The organism is Micromonospora sp. DT62, from assembly GCF_049847285.1.
GTDB lineage: Bacteria > Actinomycetota > Actinomycetes > Mycobacteriales > Micromonosporaceae > Micromonospora > Micromonospora reichwaldensis.
Genome location: NZ_JBNCOB010000003.1, coordinates 198,538 through 225,157, shown reverse-complemented (window position 1 = coordinate 225,157; position 26,620 = coordinate 198,538). Strand labels below are relative to the sequence as shown.

General features: G+C 75.2%; 17 protein-coding genes and 1 pseudogene. 8 read left to right on the top strand and 10 right to left on the bottom strand.

From position 1 onward, the window contains the following. Positions 1 to 84: 84 nt before the first annotated feature. The 5 genes from ACPXCB_RS06785 to ACPXCB_RS06765 form a co-directional block, all read right to left on the bottom strand. The gene (locus ACPXCB_RS06785) at positions 85 to 756 is read right to left on the bottom strand and encodes a hypothetical protein (RefSeq protein WP_425873187.1); all 672 of its coding nucleotides are present in this window, start codon (positions 754 to 756) and stop codon (positions 85 to 87) included. Further along, positions 753 to 4,088, bottom strand: a complete 3,336-nt coding sequence (locus ACPXCB_RS06780; protein ID WP_425873185.1) for a non-ribosomal peptide synthetase — start codon at positions 4,086 to 4,088, stop codon at positions 753 to 755. The genes ACPXCB_RS06785 and ACPXCB_RS06780 overlap by 4 nt, the downstream gene beginning before the upstream one ends. 1 nt (position 4,089) lies before the next feature. Then, positions 4,090 to 9,567, bottom strand: coding sequence for a non-ribosomal peptide synthetase (locus ACPXCB_RS06775; protein ID WP_425873183.1), 5,478 nt, complete (start codon positions 9,565 to 9,567; stop codon positions 4,090 to 4,092). Positions 9,568 to 9,588: 21 nt separating this feature from the next. Continuing rightward, positions 9,589 to 9,810: an MbtH family protein gene (locus ACPXCB_RS06770; RefSeq protein WP_425873181.1), complete on the bottom strand. Its 222-nt coding sequence runs from the start codon at positions 9,808 to 9,810 to the stop codon at positions 9,589 to 9,591. A gap of 70 nt (positions 9,811 to 9,880) precedes the next feature. After that, positions 9,881 to 11,179 carry an MFS transporter gene (locus ACPXCB_RS06765; protein ID WP_425873179.1) on the bottom strand — a complete coding sequence of 433 codons (1,299 nt, stop codon included), beginning with the start codon at positions 11,177 to 11,179 and terminating at the stop codon, positions 9,881 to 9,883. Between the two features lie 228 nt (positions 11,180 to 11,407). On the opposite strand from ACPXCB_RS06765, the pseudogene ACPXCB_RS06760 reads away from it, so the two are divergent. Both ACPXCB_RS06760 and ACPXCB_RS06755 read left to right on the top strand, forming a co-directional pair. Continuing rightward, positions 11,408 to 11,917: pseudogene (locus ACPXCB_RS06760) on the top strand (carbohydrate binding domain-containing protein); the annotation flags it as partial. A gap of 877 nt (positions 11,918 to 12,794) precedes the next feature. Continuing rightward, positions 12,795 to 13,238 (top strand): vanadium-dependent haloperoxidase, encoded by a 444-nt coding sequence (locus tag ACPXCB_RS06755; RefSeq protein ID WP_425873421.1) that lies wholly within the window; start codon positions 12,795 to 12,797, stop codon positions 13,236 to 13,238. 55 nt (positions 13,239 to 13,293) lie between these two features. Here ACPXCB_RS06755 and menC read toward each other — a convergent pair whose 3' ends face one another. The 3 genes from menC to ACPXCB_RS06740 all read right to left on the bottom strand — a co-directional run bounded on the left by menC (position 13,294) and on the right by ACPXCB_RS06740 (position 15,833). Beyond that, positions 13,294 to 14,424, bottom strand: coding sequence for an o-succinylbenzoate synthase (gene menC, locus ACPXCB_RS06750; RefSeq protein ID WP_425873177.1), 1,131 nt, complete (start codon positions 14,422 to 14,424; stop codon positions 13,294 to 13,296). Between the two features lie 70 nt (positions 14,425 to 14,494). Further along, entirely contained in the window at positions 14,495 to 15,130 is a 636-nt protein-coding gene (locus ACPXCB_RS06745; protein WP_425873175.1) for a MurR/RpiR family transcriptional regulator, read from the bottom strand. Positions 15,131 to 15,134: 4 nt separating this feature from the next. Further along, positions 15,135 to 15,833 carry a GNAT family N-acetyltransferase gene (locus ACPXCB_RS06740; protein WP_425873173.1) on the bottom strand — a complete coding sequence of 233 codons (699 nt, stop codon included), beginning with the start codon at positions 15,831 to 15,833 and terminating at the stop codon, positions 15,135 to 15,137. Positions 15,834 to 15,930: 97 nt separating this feature from the next. Here ACPXCB_RS06740 and ACPXCB_RS06735 point away from each other — a divergent pair, with 97 nt between their 5' ends. Then, entirely contained in the window at positions 15,931 to 17,073 is a 1,143-nt protein-coding gene (locus tag ACPXCB_RS06735; RefSeq protein WP_425873171.1) for a M20/M25/M40 family metallo-hydrolase, read from the top strand. A 54-nt stretch (positions 17,074 to 17,127) separates the two neighbouring features. On the opposite strand, the gene ACPXCB_RS06730 is transcribed toward ACPXCB_RS06735, so the two are convergent. After that, the gene (locus ACPXCB_RS06730; protein ID WP_425873170.1) at positions 17,128 to 18,210 is read right to left on the bottom strand and encodes a hypothetical protein; all 1,083 of its coding nucleotides are present in this window, start codon (positions 18,208 to 18,210) and stop codon (positions 17,128 to 17,130) included. 339 nt (positions 18,211 to 18,549) lie between these two features. Between ACPXCB_RS06730 and ACPXCB_RS06725 the strand changes: the two genes are divergently transcribed. The 5 genes from ACPXCB_RS06725 to ACPXCB_RS06705 all read left to right on the top strand — a co-directional run bounded on the left by ACPXCB_RS06725 (position 18,550) and on the right by ACPXCB_RS06705 (position 26,184). Continuing rightward, positions 18,550 to 19,080: an adenylate kinase gene (locus tag ACPXCB_RS06725; protein ID WP_425873168.1), complete on the top strand. Its 531-nt coding sequence runs from the start codon at positions 18,550 to 18,552 to the stop codon at positions 19,078 to 19,080. Positions 19,081 to 19,313: 233 nt separating this feature from the next. Next, the gene (locus ACPXCB_RS06720; RefSeq protein ID WP_425873166.1) at positions 19,314 to 23,669 is read left to right on the top strand and encodes a S8 family serine peptidase; all 4,356 of its coding nucleotides are present in this window, start codon (positions 19,314 to 19,316) and stop codon (positions 23,667 to 23,669) included. A gap of 237 nt (positions 23,670 to 23,906) precedes the next feature. Continuing rightward, positions 23,907 to 24,329, top strand: a complete 423-nt coding sequence (locus ACPXCB_RS06715; RefSeq protein WP_425873164.1) for a hypothetical protein — start codon at positions 23,907 to 23,909, stop codon at positions 24,327 to 24,329. A gap of 131 nt (positions 24,330 to 24,460) precedes the next feature. After that, positions 24,461 to 25,333, top strand: coding sequence for a peptidoglycan DD-metalloendopeptidase family protein (locus ACPXCB_RS06710; protein ID WP_425873162.1), 873 nt, complete (start codon positions 24,461 to 24,463; stop codon positions 25,331 to 25,333). After that, positions 25,324 to 26,184, top strand: a complete 861-nt coding sequence (locus ACPXCB_RS06705; protein ID WP_425873160.1) for a serine hydrolase domain-containing protein — start codon at positions 25,324 to 25,326, stop codon at positions 26,182 to 26,184. Before ACPXCB_RS06710 ends, ACPXCB_RS06705 begins: the two co-directional genes overlap by 10 nt. On the opposite strand, the gene tnpA is transcribed toward ACPXCB_RS06705, so the two are convergent. Beyond that, positions 26,181 to 26,615 (bottom strand): IS200/IS605 family transposase, encoded by a 435-nt coding sequence (gene tnpA / locus ACPXCB_RS06700; protein ID WP_425873158.1) that lies wholly within the window; start codon positions 26,613 to 26,615, stop codon positions 26,181 to 26,183. The genes ACPXCB_RS06705 and tnpA overlap by 4 nt on opposite strands. Positions 26,616 to 26,620: the final 5 nt, after the last annotated feature.

The window sequence follows — 26,620 nt, the reverse complement described above, 5'->3', positions numbered from 1 at the left end:
CGCCACCTGACATCGGCCGAAGTGGATCCACAGTAGACGACTCGACAGGTTGGGACCAGGGACCGACGGGCCGGTCCGGGGACCTCAATCCGACACGCGACTCAGACTTTCGGCCAGCGCGTCGGCGAGCCGTCCGTACGCCGCCCGCAGCACGTGCGGCGCACCCGCCGCGCCGGCCCGGTTCGCCGCCGCCAGGGCGTACGCGCGCACCAGGGCGGCCGGGTACGTCTCGGCGTACGCCGAAGCGTCGGCCAGCGCCAGGGCGCCCGCCAGCGCGTCGGCGTTCGCGATGGCGTTGGCGTCGGCGAACGCCTCGGCGTTGGCCCCGGTGCTGAGGTCGGCGTAGTGCGCGGCGAACTCGACGACCTCGTCGGGGCCGTAGCCGTTGGCGGTCGCGTAGACCTCGGCGTTGGCGTACGCGACCGCCCGGGCCTCGGCGTACGGGTAGGCGGCCCGGTACAGCTCGCGCAGGGCGGGCCGGAGCGCGCCGCGCCACTCGTCGGCCCCGACCCGGTCGCCGGCCAGCGCCCGTCGGTGCAGGTCACCCACCAGCCGGCCGGCGTCGCCGCCGGGCGTCGAGGCGAGCACGCCCGCCTGCCAGTCGTGCACCACCGGGAACGGCACCCGGCCGGCGAGCCGGTCGAGTTCCACGTCGACCCGCCGCCGCCAGTCCGGCGGGGCGGCCGGGTCGTGGCCCTCGGCGAGCGCGGCGAGCACCGCCGCCAGCCAGGCCGGTGGCTCCGGCGGAGCGCTCATCCGGCCCACCTCGACGGCCCGTCCATGCCGGCGAGGAGGTCGTCGACGTCGTCGTCGGTCAGCGTGTCGAGGTAACCCGCGCCGTCGGGCCCGCCCGGCGCGCCGGCTCCCGCCGGGCCGGTCCCCGCCGGGCCGGCTCCCGCCGGTGCGGCGCCGGCGGGTGCCGCGTCGAGCCCCGCGTGGGTTCCCGTCCCGGCGGCGGTGACTGCGGCGGCCAGCCCGGCCACGGTGGGATCGTCGAAGAGCGTCCGGACCGGGAGGTCGACCCCGTACGTCGTCCAGACCCGGGCCATCAGCTGGGTGGCCTTCACGGAGTGCCCGCCCAGGACGAAGAAGTTGTCGGCGACCCCGACCGGGCCGGGCAGGCCCAGCAGGTCGGCCACCAGCCCCGCCAGCTCCCGCTCCAGCGGGCTGCGCGGGGCGACGGGCGGCTCGCCGGAGCCGGTGCCCCTGCCCGGCGGTGGCAGGGCGCGCAGGTCCAGCTTGCCGCGGGAGGTGCGGGGCACCTCGGGCAGCGCCACGAGGACCGCCGGCACCATGTGCGCGGGCAGGAACCGGCGCGCGTACTCGGACAGGCCCGCCGGCGGGTCGGCCGCGGGCGGGTCGGTGACCACGTACCCGACCAGTCGTACGCCGTCGTGCGCCACGTCGGACACGGCCGTCACGACCGCGTCGCGGACCTGCGGGTGGCCGCGCAGCACCGCCTCGACCTCCGCCGTCTCGACCCGGAACCCCCGCACCTTCACCTGCCGGTCGGCCCGGCCCAGCGGCTCGATCCGCCCGCTCGGCAGCCAGCGGCCCAGGTCCCCGCTGCGGTAGAGCCGGCCGCCGGGGGTGAACGGGTCGGGCACGAACCGCTCGGCGGTCCAGCCGGGCGCGTCGGCGTAGCCCCGGCCGACCCCCGCGCCGCCGATGCAGACCTCGCCGACCACGCCCGGCGGCACCGGCCGCAGCCACCGGTCCAGCACGTAGACCCGGCTGCCGGTGACGGCCGGGCCCAGGTCCGGCGGCGCCGACCCCGGCTCGACCTCGGCACCGGTCGAGTAGACGGTCGTCTCGGTCGGACCGTAGAGGTTCCACAGGCGCGTGCCCGGCTCCGCGAGGGCGTCGGCGAGGGCCCGGGGCAGCGCCTCCCCGCCGCTGAGGCGCAGCCGCACCCCCGCCGGCACCCCGCCGGCCGCCACCAGCATGCGCCACGTCGTCGGGGTCGCCTGGAGCATCGTGGCCCCGGTCGTGGCGAGCAGCCGCCGCAGCCGGTTGCCGTCGATCACGTCGTCGTCGCCGGCGACCACCACCGGCGCGCCGCACAGCAACGGCAGGAGCAGGTCGAGCAGGGCGATGTCGAACGCGAACGGGCTCACCGAGAGGACCCGGTCGGCCGGCCCCAACGGGACCATCTCGCGGAACGCGTGCAGCAGGTGCGCCACCGCGCCCTGGGTGACGGTGACCGCCTTCGGCCGGCCGGTCGACCCCGAGGTGAACAGCACGTACGCCGCCGCCGTCGCCGGCGCCGCGCACGGCGGCGGCACCGGTCGCGTCCCCGCCCCGGCCGGCTCCGGTAGGGCCAGGTCCAGCAGGGTCACCGACGCGGCCAGCTCGGCCAGCAGCGGCGCGGGGACGGCGCCGCTGTCCGTGACGACCACCCGCACCCCGGCGTCGGCGAGCATCCCGCGCAGCCGCCCCGGCGGATGGGTCGGATCGAGCGGCAGGTACGCCGCCCCGACCCACCAGACGCCCAGCAGCGCCGGGAGCGGACGCGCTCCCCGGGGCAGGACGATGCCCACGGTCTCCTGGACCCGTACGCCGAGCCCGCGCAGCCCGGTGGCGATCCGGCCCGCGAGCCCGCGCACCTCGGTGCCGGTCAGGGTCGCGTCGTCGCCCTCGATCACCACCCGGTCGCCGGCGTCGACGTCGGCCACGAGCGCCGCCGCGGTGCACTCCGGTGGCGGGAGGGACCCGGAGCGGGCCGCCGGCCACACCCGGGTGACGAGGTCCGCCGTCGCGGGGGAGAGCAGGTCCACGTCGCAGACGCGGGTCTGCGGGGCGGTCGCCAGCGCGGTCAGGATCGCGCCCAGGGCGTCGGCCAACCGGCCCGCGCCGTCCGGGGTGAAGAGGTCGGTGAGGTAGCGCAGGCGCACCGTCAGCTCGTCCGGGCCGGCGACGGCGGCCAGCTCCAGCTCGAACTTGCCGGTGCCGGTGGGCACCAGCTCCGGCCGCCAGCGCAGCGCCCCCCGGTCCAGCGTCGGCAGGGCCTCCTCGACCGTGCACATCACCTGCACCAGCGGCGCCCGCGACGGCTGCCGCTGCGGCCGGCACAGCTCGACCACCCGTGTGAACGGCAGGTCCTGGTGGGCCTGGGCGCGCGCGGTGGCGGCGTGCAGCCGGTCGAGCAGCTCGGCGAGCGTCGGATCGCCGTGCAGCGTCGCCCGGATCGCGACGGTGTTGGCGAAGAGGCCCAGCATCGGCTCGGTCTCGATCCGGGTGCGCCCCGCCACGGGCACGCCGACGAGCACGTCGTCCGCGCCGCTGAACCGGGACAGCAGGGCCGCGTACGCGGTCAGCAGGACGGTGAAGAGGGTGCTGCCCCGCGCCCCGGCCAGGCGGCGCAGCGCCCCGGCCAGCTCCCCGTCGACCGGCACCGCGACCTCGGCGGCGGCCGGCGACAGCCGGTCGGGGTACGGGTGGTCGACCGGGAGCGGCACCTCCGGCGGCGCACCGGCCAGCTCGGCCGGCCAGAAGCGTTCCGCCTCGGCGTGACCGCCCGCGTCGTCGTGCTCCCGCTCCCAGAGGGCGAAGTCCGCGTACTGCAGGGGCGGCTCGACGGAGCCGGGCGGCCGGCCGGCGCGCAGCGCCTCGTAGTCGGCGGAGAGCTCGTCGAAGAGCAGCCGCAACGACCAGCCGTCGACGATCGCGTGGTGCGCCACCAGCGCCAGGACGTGCCGCTGCGGGGCGAGGCGCAGCAGCTTGACCCGGGTCAGCGGGCCACGCTCCAGCGGCAGCGGGGTGCGGGCGTGCTCCCGCAGCGCGGCCCGGGCCGCGGCCTCCCGGTCCGCCTCGGGCAGCTCGTCCAGGGCCACGACCTCGACGGCGGACGCGGGGGCGTCGTCGTCGATCACCTGGATCGGCCGCCCGCCGTTGGCCCGGAAGCGGGTGCGCAGGATCTCGTGCCGGGCGACCGCCGCCGCCCAGGCCCCGTCGAGCGCGGCTTTGTCCAACGGGCCGTCCAGCCACACCGCCCAGCCGACGTGGTAGGTCGGCTGGCCCGGGTCGAGCTGGTCGAGCAGCCACATCCGGCGTTGCGCGGCCGACGCCGGGAACTCGAACACGGCCATCTCAGCGCACCTGCCCGTCGACCGCGACGACCCGCAGTTCGGCGGTGTACCGGCCGTCGGGCCCGGTCAGCCAGAGCTGGTCCGGCGCCGGCAGCATCTCCACCACGCCGACCGTGGCGTCGTCGCCGCCGTGCCGGCGGGCCCGGCGGACCGACCGGGACACCAGGTCGACCGAGGCGAGGCTGGTCAGGTCGGCGTGCACCGGTTTCCGCTCGCCCGTGCAGCGCAGGAACACGTGACGCGGCAGGCCGTGGGCGCCGGCCCAGGCCCGCGCCTGCCGGAACCGCAGCGCCTCGTCGCGGGTGTCGGCGAAGGCGAGGTCGGCGGCGGCGAACGTCCACGACTCGCGGCTGACCACGAGGGAGTCGATGGTGATCCGGGGCTGGTGCGCCGCCGGGGGCAGGACGCGGAAGAGCTGGGACAGCCCGGCGCCGACCACGTCGCCGAGGACGTGCATCAGGTCCACGTCGAACCGCCCGTCGCGCGACCGTACCCGCAGCCCGCCGGCCACCTCGACCAGGTCGCACTCGCCGACGCGCAGGCTGTGGCGCGGGTCGTGCCCGAACGAGTCGTGCGCGAACACCAGCCGGACGTCGTCGGGTCCGGCCAGCGCGTTGCTCTGCCGGGTCGGCACGCCGCCCTCCTGGCCGGTCTCGGCGGGATAGACCGCCCCGGCGCCCACGTCGCGGGCCAGCGCGGCGCGCAGCGCGTCCGCCTCTGGGTGGTAGGCCACCCAGGTGGCGTACCGCAGGGTGTTGACGCCCGGGTGCAGCTCGCCCAGGACCCACTCGTCGCCGGCCCGCATCAGGTCCGGGCTGTGCTGCCGCGCGGTCGGCCAGCCGGGCCGCCCCGGCGGGAAGGCGGCGGCCACCGCCGGCGCCAGCTCCGCCGCCGTGAACCGGATCCGCCGCCGGTCCGGCGGCAGCGCCAGCACGTCGGCCCAGCGCCGGTGCAGCGCGGCGGTCAGCAGGTCGGTCAGCCGTCGCGGCGGATGGAACAGCGCCTCGCCGGCCAGCAGCCAGAAGTCGGCCAGCGGCACCACGTCGGTGCCCAACTCGGCGGCCCGGCGGCGGTAGACCTCCGCGCAGAGGCGGCGGTAGAGCGTCGCCCCGGCGGCGGTGAACCAGCGTGCGCTCTCCAGCACCAGGCCGAGCGCGTCGCGGATCCCGTCGAGGCTCGCCTCGCCGACGCCGACCGTGCCGGCCCGCAGGCACTCCTCGTAGACGGGGGTGCGTCCGGCGTACATCGTGCCGGCGCGCCGGGTGGCCGGGACGCCGGCCAGCCGGGTGAAGGTGGCCTCCAGGCCGCCCATCGCACCGGTCAACCGCTCCGGGTCGCCGGCCGCCCAGGTGAGCGCGTCCCGGGCGGCGACCAGCTCGTCCAGGGCGGCGAGCGCGGGCGCGCGCACGGCCTCGTCGGTGACCCGGGCCAGCCGGGCCCGCATGGTCCGCTCCGGCCGGGTGTCGTGCGGCGCCACCTCCGGCTGCCAGGCGATCCGGTGGGCCCCGGCCAACGTCTCCAGCACCTCGTGCACCTCCCGCGTCGACCGCAGTCCCGAACCCGGCTCGGCCAGCACGGCCCCGGCGACCTCGTGCGCGTCGCGGACCCCGTCGCAGGCGCGCAGCACCGCCGCCTCGGCGTCGGTCAGCGCCACCGGCGGGGCGAGCGGCACCCGCAGCGTCGTCCCGGCCAGCTCCAGGAAGGGCATGAGCCGGGGTACGAGCCACGGGCGCAGCCGTTGCGCGTACGGGGCCAGCACGGCGGCGACCGCCCAGCCCTCCAGGTAGACCGTCCGCTCGGCGAGCAGCGCCGGTGGGTCCGCGGGGTCGACCCGTACGCCGCCGCCCGGCTCGATCCGCGCCCAACCGACCGGCCCGAAGAACCCGATCGTGTCGTTCTTGGCGCAGTAGCGCTGGAGGTAGCTGGTGACCAGCGCCTCGTGCTGGCGGTGCTTGGTGTTGCGGGTCGGGCTGCCCGGGCCCCGGCGCAGCAGCGCGTCGACGCCGGTACGCAGCGCGTGCGGGTTCTGCCAGGCCACCGCCTCGCGGAAGCGGGGGTGGGCCGCCACCGTGTGCAGCGCGACCGCGAGCCGGCCGACCGCCTCCGGGTACGCCGCCGCGTACGCCGCCTCGGCGGCGGCGATGCCGGCCGGGTCCCCGTCGGCCCGGGCCGCCACCACCCCGTCGGCGGCGGCGGCGAGTTCCGCGTCGCCGAGCGGGGCCAGCAGGTCGACCGGAAGGCCCGCGCCCCGCAGGCAGACGGTCCGCCACAGCGCCCAACCGTCGGTCAGCCGGGCCAGGTGCGCCGGCAGGTCCCGCCCGCTTCCGTGCGGCACCCGGTCCCGGCGGCGCAGCGCCGGCCCGGCCTGTCCCCGGTGGCCGGGCGCCGCTCCGGTCGCCGCGTCGATCGCCGCCGCCGTCGCGGCCAGGGTCGGCGCCCGGTAGAACGGGCCCACGCCCAGCTCCACGCCGAACGCCTCGCGGATGCGGAACATCAGCCGGGTGGCGGTCAGCGAGTTGCCGCCGAGGGCGAAGAAGCTGCTCTCCCGTCCGATGCGCGCGGGCGGGCGCCCGCCGGGCAGCAGCCGGGACCAGAGTCCGGCGAGCCGGTGCTCGGTCGGCGAGGTGGGTCCGGCGACGTCGGGATCCTCCTCGGCGGGACCGGGTGCCGGCAGCGCCGCCCGGTCGACCTTCCCGTACGCGGTCAGCGGCAGCCGGTCGAGGACGACGTACGCGGCCGGCACCAGGTGGGCCGGCAGCCGGGTGGCGACGTGCGCACGCAGGCTCGCCGGGGTCGGTACCGCCGCGCCGGCCGGCGTGACGTAGCCGACCAGGTGCCGCTCCGGCCCGTCGCCCTGTACGCCCACCGCCGCCGAGGCGACCTGCGGGTGCGCCCGGAGCACCGCCTCCACCTCGCCCGGCTCGACCCGGAACCCCCGGATCTTCACCTGGTCGTCGCGGCGGCCGAGGAACTCCAGCACCCCGTCCGCGCGCCAGCGCACGACGTCACCGGTGCGGTAGAGGCGCTCGCCGGGCGCCTGCGGATCCGGCACGAACGCCCGGGCGGTGGCCGCCGGGTCGCCGAGGTAGCCGCGGGCCAGCCCGTCGCCGCCGGTGCACAGCTCGCCGGCGACCCCGACCGGCACCGGCCGGCCGCTGCCGTCGAGCACGTGGACGGTGGTCTGCGGCACGGGACGGCCGACCGGCACCGGGTCGCCCACCGGCCCGGCGCCGCTCATCAGGTGGCAACTGGTCAGCGTCGTGTTCTCCGTCGGCCCGTACGCGTTGACCAGCGGTAGCCCGCCGCGCGCGGCGAGTACGGCGCGGACCGCGCCCGGGTCGGCCACGTCGCCGCCGGTGAGGAGCTGCCGGACCCCCGCGAGGGACGTGACGTCCTCCTCGGCGAGCTGCCGGAAGAGCCCGGCGGTGAGGAGGGCGACGGTGACCCCGCCGTCGCGGATCAGCGCGGTCAGCCGGGTGAGGTCCACCGGGTCCGGGGGCGCGACCACCGCCGTGGCGCCGGTGAGCAGCGCGCCCCAGACCTCCCAGGTGGACGCGTCGAACGCGGTGGGGGCGAACTGGAGCACCCGCTCGCCGGGGCCGAGGGTGGCGAAGTCCGGGCCGGTCACCAGCCGCACCACGCCCCGGTGGGTGATCCCGACCCGCTTGGGCGCGCCGGTCGAGCCGGAGGTGTGCAGGACGGCGGCGAGCTGCGACGGGTGGATCCGCCCCGGCGGCGGGCCGGCCGGCGCCGGCTCCCCGGCGGGCGCGTCGACGTCCAGCACCCGGACCGGGCCCAGGTCCGGCAGGTCGGCGGCGGTCGCGGCGGTGGTCAGCAGCAGGCGGGTGCCGCTGGCCGCGAGGAGACCCGCGATCCGGGCGGGTGGGGCGGACGCGTCCACGGGAAGGTAGGACCCGCCGGCCTTGAGCACGCCCAGCAGGGCCCGGATCAGCGGTTCGCCCCGGGGGAGCAGCACGGCGACGGGGGTCTCCCCGGCGACCCCGTGCCGGCGCAGCGTCCAGGCCAGCCGGTCCGCCGCCCGGTCCAGCTCCGCGTAGGAGAGGGTGCGGTCGCCGACCACCAGCGCGGTGGCGGCCGGGTCGTCGGCGACGCGGGCCGCGAAGACCTCGGGAATGGAGGCGTCGCGGGGATAGGGCCGCCGGGTGGCGTTCCAGGCGGCGCGCAACGGCGCCTCCCCGGCGGCGCCGAGATCCAGGTCGGCCAGGCGGGCGTCCGGCCGCTCCGCCAACTCGAGCACGGTGTGGTGCAACTGCGCGAGGACCCGCCGCGCCGAGACGTCCAGCAGCCTGGTGCCGTCCCACGTCACGCCCAGGCGCAGCTCCGGTTCGTCGAAGGCGTGCACCGTCAGCGGACCGCCGGGCATCCGGTGTACGCGGGCCGAGCGCCGGGCCCCCTCCGGCCCGCCCTCGGCCAGGGCGGTGGACAGCCGCTGCCGCTCGAACACCATCAGGCTGTCCAGCAGCGGCGTGTCGGGTGCCAGGCCCGCCTGGTCGAGGATGCTGTGCAGCGGCGTGAGCTGGTGCTCGCGGATGCGCCGGATCCGGCCCGCCACGTCGGCGAGGAACCGCCGCACCGTCCACCCCGGATCGAGGCGGATCCGCAGCGGCACCGTGTTGAGCAGCAGTCCGAGGATCCGGTCGGCGTCCGGGACGCTGTCGTACCGGCAGGATCTCGTGACCGCGAAGGTGACGTCGTCGACCCCGCCGTAGCCGCCGCGCAGCAGCGCCCAGGCCGCGTGGACCACGGCGCTGACGCCGACGCCCGCTCCGGCGGCGGCGGCGCGGAGCCGGTCGGAGTCCGGCCGGGTGACGACGACCTCGTGCGAGGCGGGCACGCCCCGCGCGCCGGGATCCGCGTCGAGACGGCCCGGGAGCGCCCGCGGCATCGGGGCGCCCGCGAGGTACCCCTTCCAGAACGCGTCGCCGGTGCTCGGGTCGCGCGCGCCCCACCAGTGCACGAAGTCCGCGAACGGCGGCCGGCGCGGCGGGTCCGGCACCCGGCCGGCCCGGCGCGCGGCGTAGTCGGCGAGGACCTCGTCGAGCAGCATCCGGGTGGAGCGGCCGTCGAGGATCGCGTGGTGGAAGGTGACGACGACGTGCTGGTCGCTCAGCGCGGTGACCCGCAGCAGCGGCGCCCGGCCGACGTCGAAGGGCTCGTACCGGTCGGTGGGGAGGAAGTCGTCGAGCGTCGTCTCCCGCCACCGCAGGTCGGGTGCCACGGTGGACCGGACGACCTGCGCCACGCCGTGGTCGCCGTCGACCTCGAAGGCCGTACGCAGCACCGCGTGCCGCCGGGTCGCGGCCTGCCAGGCGGCGCTGAACGCGTCCCGGTCCGGCGGGCCGTCCCACCTGATCGTGACCTGCTGGACGTCCACCCCGCCGGCGGGCTGCCGGAGTGTCTGCAGCACCATCCCGCGTTGCACGGCGAGGGCCGGATACCGCTGGCAACTGTCGCTCATGCGCCCTCGTCCGGTGCGGCGTCAGCCGGTCGCGGCGTGCTCGTCCATCCAACGCCGCAACGATGCGGGCCGCATGTCCGTCCACACCTCGTCGATGTGGGCGAGGCACTCGGCGCGTGTCCCGGTGGTGCCCTCGCGCCGCCAGCCGGCGGGCAGCTCCCGGTCGTCCCACCAGATCGAGAACTGTTCCTCGTCGTTCACGACCACGGCGTACGTCCGGGTGTCGTCGTCCTCAGCGCTCATCGGACCCCCTTCGCCGGGAAGGATTTCAGCCGCGTCGATTCCGTGTCAAGGATCGGTCGATCTTCCGACGTCACGCGGAGGTGGGCCGTACGGCCGGCTTCGGTTCCTCTGTGGACGATGACGGCGGCGCGTCGGCGCCGGCGCCGGTCCGCGGCGTCCGGGCGACCCAGCCGACGGCCGGGCCGGCGGCCAGCGCGCAGCCCACGAAGATCGCCGCGACGACCCACCAGCCCCAGCCTCCGGTCTGGATCGCGAGGAGGGTCAGGCCGACCGGCGCGAAGACGTCCGCCGCCGAGCTGATCGTCTGCGCCGTGCCGAGGTACACCCCGCGCGACGCGGCCGGCGGCACGTTGGTCTGGAAGAACCAGAGCGCCGCCGAGAACCACAACTCGGTGGTGGTCACCAGCACCACGACGCCGAGGAGCGCGACGACCGTCCACCCGCCGCCGGTCCGACCCGCGAGCGCGGCCACCGGGCAGGCGAGCGCGGTGACCAGGGCACCCCGGCGGATCAGGCGGGCCGCGCCGGGAAGCGAGTCGGCGCCGCGCGCCGCCGGCACCTGCAACGTGATCACCAGCACCGTGTTGAGGGCCAGCATCGCGCCGAGCAGCGGCTTCGGGGCGTCGGTGTGGGTGATCGCCCAGAGCGGCAGGATCTCGACCAGGATCACCGAGTGGAACATCATGACGGCGAGGAGCACGGCGCTCGTCGCGTAGGGCAGGTCCTTCAGCACCGCCCACCGCGAGGCGGTGGCCGTCCGCTCGTGCCGCACCACCGGCGCGGCCGGCAGCCGGGTCACGAGGCCGGCGTTGAGCAGTGACAACGCGGAGTTGAGCAGCACCATGGCGACGAGCGCGGCGGGGGAGTCGAACGCCAGCGCCACCGCGCCGAGACCGGTGCCGACGGTGAACCCGGCATTGAGGTACGAGCGGGCGTACGCCATCGTCCGCACCCGGTCCTCCGCCGGCATGGCGTCGGCGGTGTAGATGGTGCGGCCGGCGTTGGCGAACGAGTCGGTGACGGCGGCCACCACCATCAGCACCACGAAGCCCGGGAACGACGTCACGAGCGGGTAGGCGGCGAACGTCAGCGCCGAGCCGAGCGCGCCGAGGGCCCAGGACCGCTGCCCGCCGATCCGGTCGGCCAGCGCGCCCAGCGGCAGCGAGGTGGCCACCCCGGTGAGCCCCGCGATCGAAAAACCGATCCCGATCTGCACCGGGCTGAGCCCGAGCACCTCGGTGAAGAACACGATGCTGCCGGTGAGGAAGGTGCCGCTGCCGACGGCGACCATGGCGGACTGGTACGCGATCGCCCGGGGCAGCCCGGGCGGCGGCAGGAGCCGGGACACGGCGAATCGGTGACCGTCCATGGTGCCGGTCAGGCTACCCGGGCGGTCGCCATCGGAGCACCCATCGGACCGCGGCGCCGTCACGGCTGCGGTGTTCCGCACTGTCCCGAACGCGTTCGAGCAGCTCAAGGCGCACGTCTGACGCCTACGGTGACGCTGCGCCCGGTCAGTGCGGTGTGGACCTCGACGGTGCCACCCCGGCCCCATCGACGGGGCGCGTCCGCATCCGGTGACCAGGAGAGGTACGCCATGCCCCATCCCGCCAGCGCGCGACCCGTGCGCCGGACCGCCCTGCGCGCCCTGACCATGCTGCTCGCCCTCAACCTCGTCGTGGCGGCTGCGCTCGTGGCGCGTCCGACCGCCGCCTCCGCCGCCGAGCCGCCGCCCGGCACCGAACTGATCAGCAACGGCACGTTCAGCAGCGGCAGCACCGAGCCCTGGTGGACCCGGCTGGCTGAGACCCGGACCTCGGTGGTCGGCGGCCAGCTCCAGATCCGTACCGCCGGGCGGGCCACCCAGGTCTGGGACGACCTGGTCGGTCACTTCGAGTTCGGGATCACCGCCGGCCGCAGGTACCGGGTGGCCTTCGACGCGTCCGCCACCGTCAACCGGACGATGCGGGTCACGGTGTCCCGCGTCGACTCGCCGTACACCTCTGCGTTCGACCGGGTCGTGGAGTTGACCGGGGCGACGCGCCGGTTCAGCCACGAGTTCACCGCGCCGTTCGCCGACCCCGAGGGGGTGCTGCTGTTCCACCTGGGCGCGAGCCCGGCCTCGACGGTCCGGCTGGACAACGTCTCGCTGGTGCCGCTGGCGCCGGACCCGACGGCCGACCCGGTGTTGTTCTGGAACGGCGTGCTGCTCGACGCCTTCAGGGCGACCGACCTGCCCCCCACGACGCTGAGCCGCAGCGCCGCCATCATGCACGCCGCGATGCACGACGCCGCCGTCTCCGTCACCGGCACGGGGGAGCCCTACCGGGTGCGGGTGCCGGTCGAGTATCCGGGCACCCTGGACGACGTGGTGGCGCCGTCGCTGGAGACCGCAGTCAACCAGGCGGCCCACGACAGCCTCGGTGCCCTGTTCGCCGGCCGGTCGTTCGAATCCGCGCTGGCCCAGGCCACCGGCCTGTTGCCGTCCGGCGTGAACGCCGACGAGATCGAGCGGGGCAGGGCGGTCGGCAGTCAGGCCGCCGCCGCCAACGTCGACGCCCGCCGCGCCGACGGCTCGACCGACGAGAGCCCGTACGTCCCCGACGGGGTGCCCGGCTCGTGGCGGCCGACCGGATCCGGACCGGCCGCGTCACCGAACTGGGGTCGGGTCACCCCGTTCACCCTGACCTCGCCGACCCAGTTCCGGCCCGGCCTGCCGGGCGGGTTCGACAGCTACACCGCACTGCTCGGCAGCCAGCTCTACGAGGACCAGGTCACCGAGGTCCAGCAGTTCGGCGCCCGCGAGGGCGGCACCCGTACCGCCGAGCAGACGGAGATCGCCTTCTTCTGGGCCAACGACCTCGGTGGCACGTACAAGCCGCCGGGTCAGCTCCTGACGCACACCAGGATCGTCGCCGAGCAGCGGAAGCTGACGATGCTGCAGAACGCCCGCCTGTTCGGTCTGGTCTCCCTGGCGATGGCCGATGCGGCGATCGTCGCCTGGGACAGTGGCCGCCACCCCGATCGACCTGTGGCGGCCCGAGTCGGCGATCCACCACGCGGACACCGACGGTCGGCCCGGCACCCGACCCGACCCGTCCTGGCGGCCACTGTCCCAGAACCGCGCCGGGCAGTCGTTCTCCCCGCCCTTCCCGGCGTACGTCTCCGGGCACGCCACCTTCGCGGGCGCCTGGGCCGGTGTCATGCGGGCCTACTTCGGGACCGACGCCGTCCCGTTCACGGCCACCACGGAGGACCCCCACGCCGTCGGGGCGCCGCGTTCGTTCGGCAGCTTCACCCAGGCGGCGCAGGAGAACGCGCGCAGCCGGGTCTACCTCGGCGTCCACTACCAGTTCGACGCGGAGGGCGGGCTCGCGGCCGGGTACGCCGTCGGCGCCCACGTGCACGCCAACCACCTGCGCGGCTAGCGCGGGGTCGGGACGGCCGGTCACCCGCCCGCGCCACGAGCGGGTGACCGGCCCGTCACGCCGTCCCGTCCGCGCGCAGCACGAGCCGGTCGGTGGTCCTCTCCCCGATGTACGTCAGGTCGGCGTCCCACCCGAGGCCGGGCACGGCGGGCACCTCGACGAGCCCGTCGGCGCTCACGATCGGGCGGGTGGTGACGTCACGGGCGTAGTACTTGTCGGAGCCGGAGACGTCCGAGGGGAGCGTGAAGCCGGCGAGCGCGCTCAGCGCGACGTTGGCGGCCCGGCCGATCCCGAACTCGTGCATGCCGCCGCACCACACGGGAACACCGTGCTCGCGCGCGAGGTCGTGCGCCCGTACGGCGTGGGTCAGCCCGCCCATCCGCGAGACCTTGACGTTGAGCACGCGTACGGCGCCCAGGCGCAGCGCGGTGACGAGGTCGTCCACCTCCTCGACGGACTCGTCGAGACAGACGGGCGTGCCGATGCGTTCCTGCAGGGCGGCGTGCGCGACGAGTGCGCGCGGCGCGAACGGCTGCTCGATCATCAGCAGGCCCAGGCCGTCCAGTTCGGCCAGGACGGCCCGGTGTTCCGGGGTGTCCTCGTAGGCGCCGTTGGCGTCGACGTGCAGCGGCACGCTCGGATGTGCCGCGCGCACGGCCCGCACCGGGTCGACGTCCCAGCCGGGCGCGATCTTGAGCTTGATCCTGCGGTAGCCCTCGTCGACCCGCAGCCGCACCTGCGCGAGGAGGTCGTCGACGGTGGGTTCGATGCCCAGCGACACCCCCGCCTCGACGCTGCCGCGCGTGCCGCCCAGGGCGTGCGCGAGGGAGGTGCCCTCGGCGGCCGACCACAGGGCCCAGGCGGCGATGTCGAAGCCGGCGCGGGCGAAGTGGTTGCCCCGGACCCGGCCGAGCGTCGCGGCCAGGTCCGCCGGGTGCTCCCAGTCGGTACGCAGGACCAGCGGCGCGAGGTGGTCGCGGGCGACCGCCCAGCAGCTCTCGACGGTCTCGGCGGAGTAGAACGGGCCGCTCGGCGACGCGATCTCGCCCCACCCGACGGCGCCGTCGGTGTCGGTGAGCGCGACCAGGATGTGCTCCAGCTCCCGTTTGGCGTGGGAGCTGGTCTGGAACCGGTGCACGAGCGGCAGCCGTACCCGGCGTAGCTCCACCGCCTCGATCCGCCTCACGCCGTCACCTCGCCGTGCCGGCGGTCCCCGGCCGGCTCGTGGGCGGCCCCTCCGCCTCGCCTGCGGTCGGTCACGGTTCCTCCTGGTAGAGATCGAGTTCGGCGGCGAGGGCGTCGCGCTCGCGCAGGCGGCGGCCGGCCCCCTTCGAGCTGGCGATGGTCAGGGTGGCGAGCAGGTGCAGGGCGAGCACCACGGAGGTGGGGGAGTTCGCGTAGGAGGCGCTGTCGGTGCCGATGACGATGCGGACGGCGGCGGTCTCGGCCAGCGGCGCGTCCTCGGCGTCGGTGACGAGGACCAGTTGACCGCCGTGGCGGACGTAGGCGGAAGCGACGTCGATGGTCTCGCGCCGGTAGCGCGCCATGCAGACGGCCACGAGCAGGTCGCCCTGGCGGATGTCGCTGAGCACGTCGAGGGGCCGCAGTGCCGCGCCGTCGACGAGGTGGACGCCGGAGAGCCCGGCGCTGAGGTCGGCGGCGAGCAGGGACGCGAAGCCGAGCGACTTGCCGTGGCCGAGCAGGTACCGCCGGCGGGCCGACACGATGAGCGCCGCGGCCCGCTCGATGGCGTCCTGCTCGGCGGCCCACGCCAGCGCCTTGGCGAACTCGGTGCGTTGCTGCTCCAGGACCCGCTGTTTGAGCACCTGCGCGGACCTGCGCTGCACGTTGCGGTCGAAGCGCTCCGAGGGGGTCGATCTCTTCGTGGTCATGCCCTCAATCCTGTGCGAACAGGTAGCTGACGCGGCCGGGGGTGTCGGCCCGCCGCGCGACGCCGACGAGCCGCCCGCCCGCGGCGAACCGGCCGGCCAGCGCCAGGCGTAGCCGCGCCCGGTCGTCGGGCCTCCGTGCGGCGGTACGGTCGTCGGCGGGCGAGTCGACGGCCGCGTGCCCGTGCCCCGGCGCCCAGGTGCTGCCCCCGGGGCGGTCGAGGTCCCACCGGACCAGGACCCGGTCGCTGTCGCCGTCGTCGTAGAAGTCGGGCAGGAAGCGGATCCCGACGGCGCCCAGCACGTTCAGGTTGAAGTGGACGTTGCGCAGCGCGTACGGGTCGAAGGTCCACCGCATCGTGTGCACGCACGCGCGTCGTGCGACCTCGGCTTGGGCGTGCTTGAGCAGGCGTCCGACGCCGCGCCCCTGCGCCCGCGCGTCGACGACGGCCGCCTGCGAGTAGTGGTAGAGCTCGCCGTGCTCGACGCCGGTGAAGCCGTAGCAGAAGCCGACGAGGGAGCCGTCCTCGTCGAACGCGCCGACCGCGGTCCCCGCGTTCTCGCCCAGCGCGGCCAGGAGGCGGGGGCTGACGGCGTGCTCGGGGCCCTCGTAACCGAAGACGCTCCGGTAGAGCGCCGATGCCGCCGTCCACTCGGCGAGCCCGGCGAGGTCACGCGCCACGATCCCTTGCGTGTCAGCGGTCATCAGCCACTCCCTTGCAATGATAGCGATCGTATGTTGCCCATGCTGCCGCTGATCGCGCCCGTTGACAAGGTGTCCGGGTGAATCATATGGTCCGCATATGCCGTCCTCAGGATCCAGCGCCGCGCTCGACGCGCTGCATCGCTACACGCTGCACGAGTCGCCGACCGGTGACCGGCGGGCGCTGGCCGCGCTGGCCGACGTGCTCGACGCCGACGCCGCCCGCGCCGGCTTCGACACCGCCCGGGTGCCGCACCCGAGCGGCGACCATCTGGTCTGGACCCTCCCGGCGCGAGGGGTCCCGGGCGATCCGGTGCTGCTGCTGACCCACTACGACACCGTCTGGCCGGTCGGCACGCTGTCCGGCATGCCGTGGTCCGTCGAGGGGGACGTCGTCCGCGGTCCGGGCGTCTGCGACACCAAGGCCGGGATCGTCGCACTGCTCGCGGCGGCGGCACACGTCGAGCGGCAGGGCGCCCCGCACCCCGAGATCAGGGTCCTCGTCGTCGCCGACGAGGAGATCGGCTCGCCCACCGCCACCGGGCTTGTCCGGGCCGAGGCGGCCCGGGCCCGCGCGGTGCTCGGCCTGGAACCGCCGCACCCCGGCGGCGACCTCAAGACCGGCCGGCGCGGCAGCACCCGGGTCCGCATCGAGGTCACCGGGGTCGAGGCGCACGCCGCGCTCGACCCGGACGCCGGAGTCAACGCCATCGACGAGCTCGTCGACCAGCTCGTGCGGGTCCGCGCGCTCGTGCAGGGCCGGCCGGTCCTGCTCAACACCGGCACCATCGCCGGCGGCGGGCGGACCAACGTCGTGGCCGGCGCGGCCCACGTCGAGCTGGGACTGCGCTTCACCGACCCGGACGACGAGGACGCCGTCCTCGCCGGCCTGAGGTCGCTGCGCCCGGTGCGCGACCGCGCCCGGCTCGACGCCCGGCTGCTCTCGCACCGGCCCACCTGGCGACCGGACGAGGCGGGGCAGCACCTGCTCGACCGGATCGTGCGCGTCGCCGCCGGCCTCGGTCAACGCCTCGCCGGTCGACCGGCGGACGGTGCCGCCGACACCAACACGACGGGTGCGCTCGGCCGCCCCACCGTCGACGGGCTCGCCCCGCCCGGTGGTGGCGCCCACGCCCGGCAGGAGTGGGTCTCGGCGGCCGGCATCGACGCGCGCAGCGACCTGCTGGCAGCGCTGTTCACCGGCCTCCACACCGCGGCCGCGTCCCGTGGGGACGGCGCCTGACCCGGGCGCGCGCCCCCGGCAGCCGTGCCGGCCAGCGCGCCCGCCGCGCGCGGGTCAGCGCGGCCCGGCGCGCCGCGTGCGGATCAGCGCGACCAGGCCCACGGCGATCAGTGCCAGCCCGAGCGCTCCGGCCGCCAGGAGGTAGGTCCCCATGGCGCCGGCGCGGCCGGTCCCGTCGCCGGCGGCCCGGGCCGTCGGCCCGGGCGTGGTGGGCGACGCCGGAGACGGAACGGCCGCCGGCAGCGGATAGCGCCGGACCACGGGCATCGTCCCCGGCGGCTGGTCGGCGGTCTCGGACACGGTGAGCAGGGAGCGCCCGTCGCGGCTGTAGGTGACCGACTCGCCCTGCGGTTCGTCCGGCAGCGCGACGATCCGTGGCGTCCCGCCGGTCAACGCGGTGATCACGTCGCCGTCGGTCACGTCGAACTCGTACGCGTCCGCGTAGGTGCGCAGGACGATCCGGCGCCCGTCCGGTGCGGTGGCGGCGCCGGTGACCGCCGTGCGACCGAGCGCCCCGAACGGGTTGCTCGTCGTGGAGGCCGGCAGCCGGACCTGTCCCACCTTCACCAGCGGTGTCGTCACACCCGGACGCGGGGCGGCGCTCGGGGCGTACAGGTTGGCCGAGTACTTGGAGACGACCACCGGCCGGTCGTCGCCGGTCACGAGCAGGGCCTCCGCGTCGTGCGGGCCGTCCGGATAGGCCATGCGGTACAACACCGGCCGGTCGGCCCCCGGCGGCAGCTTCCACACCGCGATCGTCTGCCGGGACCGGTCGTTGTCGCCGATGTCGGCCACCCAGACCGTGCCGTCGGCGCCGACGGCGAGGTCCTCGGTGTCGCGCGGCCGGGACGGATAGGACACGGTCCGCACGACGGAGCACCGGTCGTCCAGGAAGAAGATGCGGCGGCGGGCCTCGTCGTCCGCGCCGTCGTTGATCATGACGAAGCCGCCGTCCGTCGCGGCCATGCCGGAGATCTCGCTCAGCCGGCCGCCACGCACCTCGCACACCGGCGTCCCGGGGGCCGCAGCGGGTGTCGGGTCGGCCACGGCCGCACCGGGGGCCATCGCGACGGCGAGGACGACGACCGTCCCCGCCGCGACCCGTAGCCTCCGGGGCCCGTTGCCTCGTCGCCTCACCCGCAGTCCCTTCAGTGCCGGTCCGGCCCGTCCAGCGGCGGACCGGCGCGGTTCACGAACCGGTGGCCCACCCCTGCCGGCCGGGCGCCACGCCGGGGGTCGTGACCGGCTGTCGTCCACCCGGCTCCGGTGCGTCGCCGGCCCTCACGTGAGCGGCGTCCGGGCACGTGACCAGGGGATGAGTGTATGACCCGGGGGCGCGGCCCCGGTCACGGCCCGCCGCGCCGCCGACCCGGCCCGCCGCCGTCGCCGCGACCGGAACCGATGGCGCCGCCGTCCGCCCGTACCCGCCCGGAAGGGGCCGGGACCCGCCCGGCACCGGCGGCGTACGCTGCCGCGATGACCGCACCGGCCCGCATCCTCGTCTACGGGGTGTACGGCGCCGGCAAGTCCACCCTGGCGGCGCGGCTGGCCGAGCTGCTCGGGTCACCATGGCACCCGGTCGACGACCTGCTGTGGCAGCCGGGCTGGGTGGAGGTGCCGGTGGCGGAGCAGCGCAGCCGGATCGAGGCGGTCTGCCGCCGCGATCGCTGGATCCTCGACGGGGCGTACCACGGGTGGCGCGACGTGGTGCTGGCGCGCGCCGACCTGGTCGTCGGCCTGGACTATCCGCGCTGGCTCTCCTTCTGGCGGTTGCTGCGGCGTACCGCCCACCGGCTGGTCAGCGGCGAGGAGATCTGCAACGGCAACCGCGAGTCGCTGCGCAGCGTGCTGTCCCGGGAGTCGATCCTGGTGTGGCACGTCACCGCGTTCGGCCGGGCCCGGCGGCGGATGCGCGCCTGGCAGGCCGATCCCGCCGGGCCACCGGTGCTGCTGTTCCGCTCCCCGGCGGCCCTGGAGCGCTGGCTGTCCGAACTCACCCGACGATGAGGACCCGCTCCGGCAAGCCCGGCACGACCGTCGGAACCGGGGGGGATTCCGGGTGACCGTGGCGTCGGCGCCGCCGGCCCGGTGCGGCGTACGGATGGACGGACGCCATTGCCCCGGTCTCGGTGATCACCTAGGTTTCACACGATCGCACCCAGCCGCACCGAGCACTCCCCGGCTCTGGCCAGGCAGCGAGACAGCACCGATCGCGCCGCTCAGTGACTGAGGAGCTCACCGTGGCCCAGCATCCCTCCCGAAGAACGTTCCCCTCCCGGCGGCGAACACCGGCCCGTCTGGTCGCGGCGGTGGCGGCGAGCACCATGCTGCTCGCCGCGGCCCCCGTGTCCGCTGCCGCGGCGCCCTCCGGCGCGCCGCTGTCGGCCACCCGGCAGGCACCCGAGGCGCCGCCCCGCCCGGCGTCCGGCCTGCCGCAGCCCAAGAGCGGGCTCTGGCTGGTGCAGTTGGACAAGCCGTCGTTGGTGGCCGCCACCCGGGGCACCGGGGCGCGCGCCGGCAGGATCGACGCCCGGTCCGCGGCCAGCACCCCCTACGCCAGGGAACTGGCGCAGCGGCAGGACACCGTGGTGGACGAGATGGAGGCCGTCCTGGGGCGCTCCGTGCGGGTCGCCCACACCTACCGGAACGTGGTCAACGGACTGGCGGTGGCGCTCAGCGCGGACGAGGCGGCGCAGCTGTCCGGCCTGCCGGGGGTCAGGGCGGTCGTACCCGACGAGATCCTGGAACTGACGACCGACACCAGCAACGCGCTGATCCAGTCGCCCGCGGTGTGGGAGGGCCGGACGGCGGAGAACGTCGGGACCCGTGGCGAGGGCGCCATCGTCGGGATCCTGGACTCCGGCGTCAACCCCGACCACCCGTCGTTCGCGGCCGTGGACGGTGACGGCTACCGGCACACCAACCCGTACGGTGCGGGCAGGTACGTCGGCGTCTGCGCCCCGAGCCACCCCCAACACAAGGCGATCTGCAACGACAAGCTGATCGGCGCCTGGTCGATGGTCGGCACCGACGCCCGGGACGACAACGGCCACGGCAGCCACACCGCCTCGACCGCCGCCGGCAACCGGCACGAGGCGACCATGACCGTCGGCACCAGCACGCACAAGCTCACCGTCTCCGGGGTCGCGCCGCGGGCCAACGTCATCTCCTACAAGGTCTGCATGGCGATCGGCTGCCTCTCCTCGGCGACGATCGCGGCGGTGGACCAGGCGATCGCCGACGGCGTGGACGTCCTCAACTACTCGATCTCCGGTCGCGACGACCCCTGGAAGGACCTCGTCGACCAGGCGTTCCTGGAGGCGTACTCGGCCGGCATCTTCGTCGCCGCCTCCGCCGGCAACAGCGGCCCGGGCCCCAGCACCGTCGCGAAGACCGCGCCGTGGAACATGTCCGTCGCCGCGGTCAGCCACGAGCGGGTCATCGCCCACCGGCTCGACGTGACGGGCCCGACGCCCGTCCCGGCGGCGCTCACCGGCATCGCCGCCGTGATCGGGGAAGGCTCGCCGAACCCGCCCATCGAGGGTGCGATCCGGTACTCCGGCGCCGTCGACGGGAACAACGTGCAGGCCTGCGTCCCGTTCCCGGTCGCGGCGTTCAGCGGCAGGGTCGCCCTGCTGCCCCGGGGCGGCTGCGACTTCTCCGTGAAGGTCAAGAACGCCACCGCCGCCGGCGCGACCGGCGTGATCGTGCACAACCAGTACAGCGGCCCGCCGATCACCATGGGCGCGCTCGCCGGGACCACCATCCCCGCCGTGATGGTCTCCCTCGCCGACGGGCAGCGGCTGCGCGACCACGCGGCGGCCACCGATGGCTCCGTCACCGTGCGCGTCGACCCCGGCAGCGAGGTGCTGCGCGACGGCGACTGGACCGACGTCGTGGCCGACTTCAGCTCGCGCGGACCCAGCAAGTTCGACATGCTCGCGCCCACCGTGGCCGCCCCGGGGCGCAACATCCTCGCCGCCACCATGGCGACGAAGGACAACCCGGCCCCGTACGCCTTCATGCAGGGCACGTCCATGTCGTCGCCGCACGTCGCCGGTGCCGGCGCGCTGCTGGCGGCGCTGCACCCCGACTGGTCGCCGACGCGGATCCGCTCCGCGCTGGCGGTCACCGCGGACCGCGACGGGGTCGTCAAGGAGGACGGCCGCACGCCGGCCGACGCGTTCGACATGGGCTCCGGCCGGATCAACCTGGCCCAGGCCGCCCGGACCGGCATCGTGCTCGACGAGACCGCCGCGAACTTCGTCGCGGCCAATCCCGACGCCGGTGGCGACCCGCAGACGCTGAACCTGCCGGCCGTGGTGGAGCACCACTGCCTCAAGGTCTGCACCTTCACCCGGACGGTGTCCAGCGTGGCCAAGGTGGCCGCGACCTACCAGGTCACGCCGCAGGCCCCGGCCGGCGCGCGGATCACGGTCGCGCCGGCGCAGTTCACCCTGGCGCCCGGCGCCAGCCAGGAGCTGACCATCACCCTGGACGTCACCGGGACCCCCCGCAAGAGCTGGCTCTTCGGTGCGATCGACCTGACCACCGACGCCCGGCACGCGCCGGACGGGCAGCCGATCGCCCAGGCGCACTTCCCGGTCGCCGTCCTTCCCGCGGCCCCGGACCTGACCGTGGACAAGACCGCGCTCAGCTCCAGCATGGACGTCGCGCAGAACGAGACCCACACGGTCAAGGTGGGCAACGCCGGCGGCGCCGAACTGACCTGGCGGGCGACCGGCGACGGCGACGACTGCGACTGGCCGACCTGGGTCAAGGTGACCCCGGCGCAGGGCACGCTGGGCGCGTTCACAAGCCAGGACATCCAGATCACCCTCGACTCGACCGGCCTGGACGACGGTGGCGTGTTCAAGGCGAACCTCTGCCTGGCCAGCAACGACCAGGACCAGCCGACGACGACGATCGCGCTGGAACTGACGGTGGTGCCGGTACCGAAGATCGAGGTGGCGCCCAAGTCGATCTCCGCGCGGCAGCCGGCCGGGCTGGTCACCAGCCAGAAGTTCGCGGTACGCAACGCCGGGCACGGCGTGCTGGACTGGCGGCTGGACGACCCGGACGCCGGGCCGGACGACGAGCGGATCCGGCTCCTGCGTAACGGTGTCCTGCTGATCCCGAACTCGGCGAGCGCCACCCGTGGGGTGATGGCGTTCGATCCGCAGACCGGAAAGCAGATCGACCCGCAGTTCATCCCGCACTTCAAGTTCGACCCGACCAGCAACCTCTACACGCCGTTCCAGGTCATCGCCAAGCCGGACGGCAGCGGCTTCCTCATGTCCGACCAGCTCAACTCGGTGATCACCGAACACGCCCTGGACGGCAGCTTCCGGCGCGTCTTCGCGCCCGCCGGCGGCGTGGACGATCCGAAGATCATGACCAACACCCGGGGTATCGCGCTCTCGCCGCGCGGCACCGTGCTGGTGACGGTCGCGTCCCAGAGCAACGCCAACTCGGTGGTCGAGTTCGACGCCGACGGCAAGTACCTGGGCACGTTCGTCGCGCCGGGGACCGACGGGCTGAAGGGACCGTGGGGCATCCTGTTCCGCGGCGACGACATGCTCGTCTCGGGCAGCGACAGCGACGCCATCCACAGCTTCAAGAAGGACGGCTCCGCCGCCAACGCCCGCTTCTTCGAGGGGCTGAGCTGGCCCGGTCAGCTCGCGGAGATGCCGAACGGCAACGTGCTCGCGGCGAGCTGGGGCAGCGGCTCCGCCCCCGGGGTCTGGGAGATGGACCGCGACGGCAAGCTGATCGGCGTCTACACGCCGCCCGGCGGCAGCGGTTACCAGGGTGTTTACCCGCTCGGTAACGGCAACATCCTGACCACCAGCTCCAAGGGGGTCCACGAGATCGACCGCTCCGGCCGCCTGGTCGAGGTCGAGAACGACAAGGGCGCAGCCCGGTTCATCACCCACGTCCGGCTGCCCGACCTGCAGCCGTGCGTGACGCCCGACGAGGTGCCGTGGCTGACGGCGTCGCGGACGTCGGCCGGCACCGGCGCCGGCAAGTCCACCGAGGTGACGCTCTCGATGGACAGCACCGGCCTGGCCGCCGGTACGTACCGGGCCCAGCTCTGCGTCACCAGCGACGATCCGTCGAACCGGCTGTCGACGCTGCCCGTGACGCTCGAGGTCACCGACCAGACCTGCGCCCAGGTCGTCAGCGGTGAGCGTCGGGGTCCGCTGCCGGTCAACGGTGGGGTGACCTGCCTCGCGCCGGGTGCCACGGTGTTCGGGCCGGTCAACGTCGCGAAGGGCGCGGGCCTGATCGCGCTCGGCGCCAGCGTCAGCGGCCCGGTGACCGCCACCGGGGCCACGGTGGTGGAGCTGACGGGCAGCACGGTCGACGGCCCGCTGTCGGTCTCCGGCGTCACCGGTGCGGTGCTGATCAGCGGGACGCGGGTTACCGGTCCGGTCAGCGTGGTCGAGAGCCGCACCGGCGGTACGCCGGTCGTCGTGTCGGGCAACCGGATCGACGGGCCGCTGCGGTGCGTCGGCAACCAGCCGCCACCGGTGGACAACGGGGTGGCCAACACGGTCAGCGGCCCGACGTCCGGCCAGTGCCGCGGGTGGTGAGCGGACAGTCCCATCCGGCCCGTCGGTGACGTGGCCAGGCCCGCCGGTGCGGTCGCGACGGCGACCGCACCGGCGGGCCGCCGTCCTCGGCGGCGGCCCCTCCCGCCGCAAGCGCCGCGGCCTGACGCGCGGCCAGCGCCGACCCGGCCCCCGCGCGTACGCCCGGGTGCGGGAGATCCCGCGCGGTGAGTACCCGGGCTCACGTCCCGCGGCCCCGGCTCCGCGAGGCTGTACGGCATGACCTCGTCGACACCCGCCGCCCGGTCCCGGTACGCCCTCGTGCTCCTGACGGTGGCCTGGGTGGTGGCGTGCCTGGCATTGCTGTGGTGGTTGTTCACCATCGGCATGCAGGGGTGGGCCGACCACCACTCGAACGGTGGCGGGCGCTCGGCGGAATTCGGGCGCCGCTCCGCCCGGGCGCTGCTGTTGCTGGCGGCGACGGCGGCGGGCGGGCCGGCCGTCATCGCGCTGGTGGCGTTCGGCTGCCGGTACCGCCGCACCGGGCTGGTCTACCTGCTCCTGGCCGTCGTGGCCGCGGCGGCGCTGGCGCCGGCGGTCGTGGATGCCGCGCGCACCCTCCGGCCGCCGGCCGCGCCGCTCCCGGCGCCGACGACCTGCCAGGAGCACAGCGGCGGTGACAGTCGCTGCCCGGGCGGCTGAGCGACCCGGTGGTGCGGTTGCGGACCGTCGCCCGTGGCCCTTCGCCGTGGCGGAGCGGATGGTCGACAGATCTATTTGCGGCTATGTATCGTCACAGGCTCGACCGGCGCACCGACCGCAGGGAGCACGCGATGGACCACCTCGACCCACCCGCGTGCTGTGGCGACGGACCGGTAGCCGCCGGTGTCGACCGCCGCGCGGTGCTGCTCGGCGCCGCCCTCGGCGCGGGCGCCCTGGCCGGGCTGGCCGTCCCGGGCCGCGCGTACGCCGCCCCCGCCATCTACCACCCCTTCTCCGGGTATCCCGTCACCGGCACCTGGCAGGAGCACCTGAACCGGGGTTCGCTCGGCGGCGTCGACTTCGGCATGCCGGTCGGCACCCGCCTGCCCGCCTGCGGCGCCGGCACCGTCCAGAACATCCCGTACAACGGCACGGGTGGGCACACCGTCACCATCCACCACGCGGACGGGTACCGCAGCCAGTACATGCACCTGTCGCAGTTCCTGCTCGGCAACGGCGCGGCCGTCGCCAGCGGCACCGTCGTCGGCCTCTCCGGCGGCGCCGCCGGAGCGCCGGGCTCGGGATCGTCCACCGGGCCGCACGTCCACTGGCACATGATCAACCCGGCGGGCGTACGCATCAACCCGCTGGCCTACATCGGGCAGAACCCCGCACCCGGGCGGCTGCCCAAGACCTCCACCGAGCAGGACGGCGTCCCCGGCGCCATCTTCTACCAGCGCATGCAGAACTGGCTGCGGCTCACCGCCGGATACACCGGACCGATCGACGGCGCGCCCGGGCCGAACACCTACGCCGCCCTCCAGCGGGCCATGCGGGCCTACGGCTACACCGGGCCGATCGACGGCCAGCCCGGCCCGAACACCTGGCGTGCCGTGCAGCGCCTCGCCTCCGGCCACGGCTACACCGGCCCGATCGACGGGGTCATGGGGCCCAACTCGTGGCGCGGCTTCGCCCGCTTCCTCAACCAGGACAGGTGGGACTGACCGCGAGCGCCGACCTTCTCGACGACTTCGTGCGGGCGGACCGCGACCGTGCCCTGGGCACGTACGGCATCCACGTCCACCGCGAGGGCCACCCGCCCGTGGCACACCGCTTCCGGTCCGACGACCGGGTGAACCTGTACTCCGTCGCCAAGACGTTCACGTCCGTGGCCGTGGGGCTGGCCGAGGCGGAGGGGCGGCTGAGCCTCGACGACCGCCTCCTGGACCACCTGCCCGAGCTGCGGCCGATCGCCGCCGACGGGCTGGGTGCCGTCACGCTCCGTCAGTTGCTGACGATGACCAGCGGCACCAGCCACCGCTGGTTCGCCGACGAGCGGATCACCGCCGCCGACCTGCTCCACGAGATCGTCGCCGCGCCGCTCGCCGCCGCGCCCGGGACCCGCTTCGCGTACACGGGTTCGGGGCCGTACGCCCTCGGCCGGGTGATCGCCCGGGTCACCGGGGCCGACCTGCGCTCGTTCCTGCTGCCGCGCCTGTTCGCGCCGCTGGACCTGCACAACCCGGCCTGGCACGCGTGTCCGCTGGGTCACCCGCTCGCGGAGAGCGACCTCTTCCTGCGTACGGAGGAACTCGCGCGGTTCGCCCAGCTGCTGCTGCAGGAGGGCCGGTGGAACGGCCGGCAGGTGCTGCCCGCGCCGTACGTGCGGCGGATGACGGGGGAGCGGGTCGACACGAGCGCCGTCACGTACGGCGAGCCGTACACCCACGGATACGGGTTGGGCGTGTGGATCGACCGAGCCGACACGTACCGGTTGGACGGCCGCTACCGGGATGCGGGCCAGTGCTCCGGCCTTCAGGCCGGGGGTGAAGGCCCGCGCTGGGAGGGCCGCTAGGCCCGAGCAGTGTCTGATCCGGGACGGTTCTGTTGCTCGATGTACTGCTTCACGACGCTCAGTGGCGCCCCGCCGACGGAGCCCGCGAAGTACGAGCCTGACCAAAGCTTGTTGGCCCGGTAGTAGTGCCGCACAAGGTCGGGGAACTCCTGCCGAAGTCGGCGTGAGGACACTCCCTTCAGGGAGTTGACCAGCCGGGCCACCGCGACCTTGGGCGGGAAGTTGACCAGGAGATGCACGTGGTTGTTCTCGCCGTTGAACTCGACCAGCTCGGCTTCGAAGCTCTGGCACACGTCCCGCATGATGGTCTCCATGCGGGTCAGGTGCCGGTCGGTGAACACCTCGTGCCGGAACTTCGTCACGAAGACCAAGTGGACGTGCATCGCGAAAACGCAGTGCCTGCCAGTGCGGATGCCTGCAAGTTCAGCCATAAACC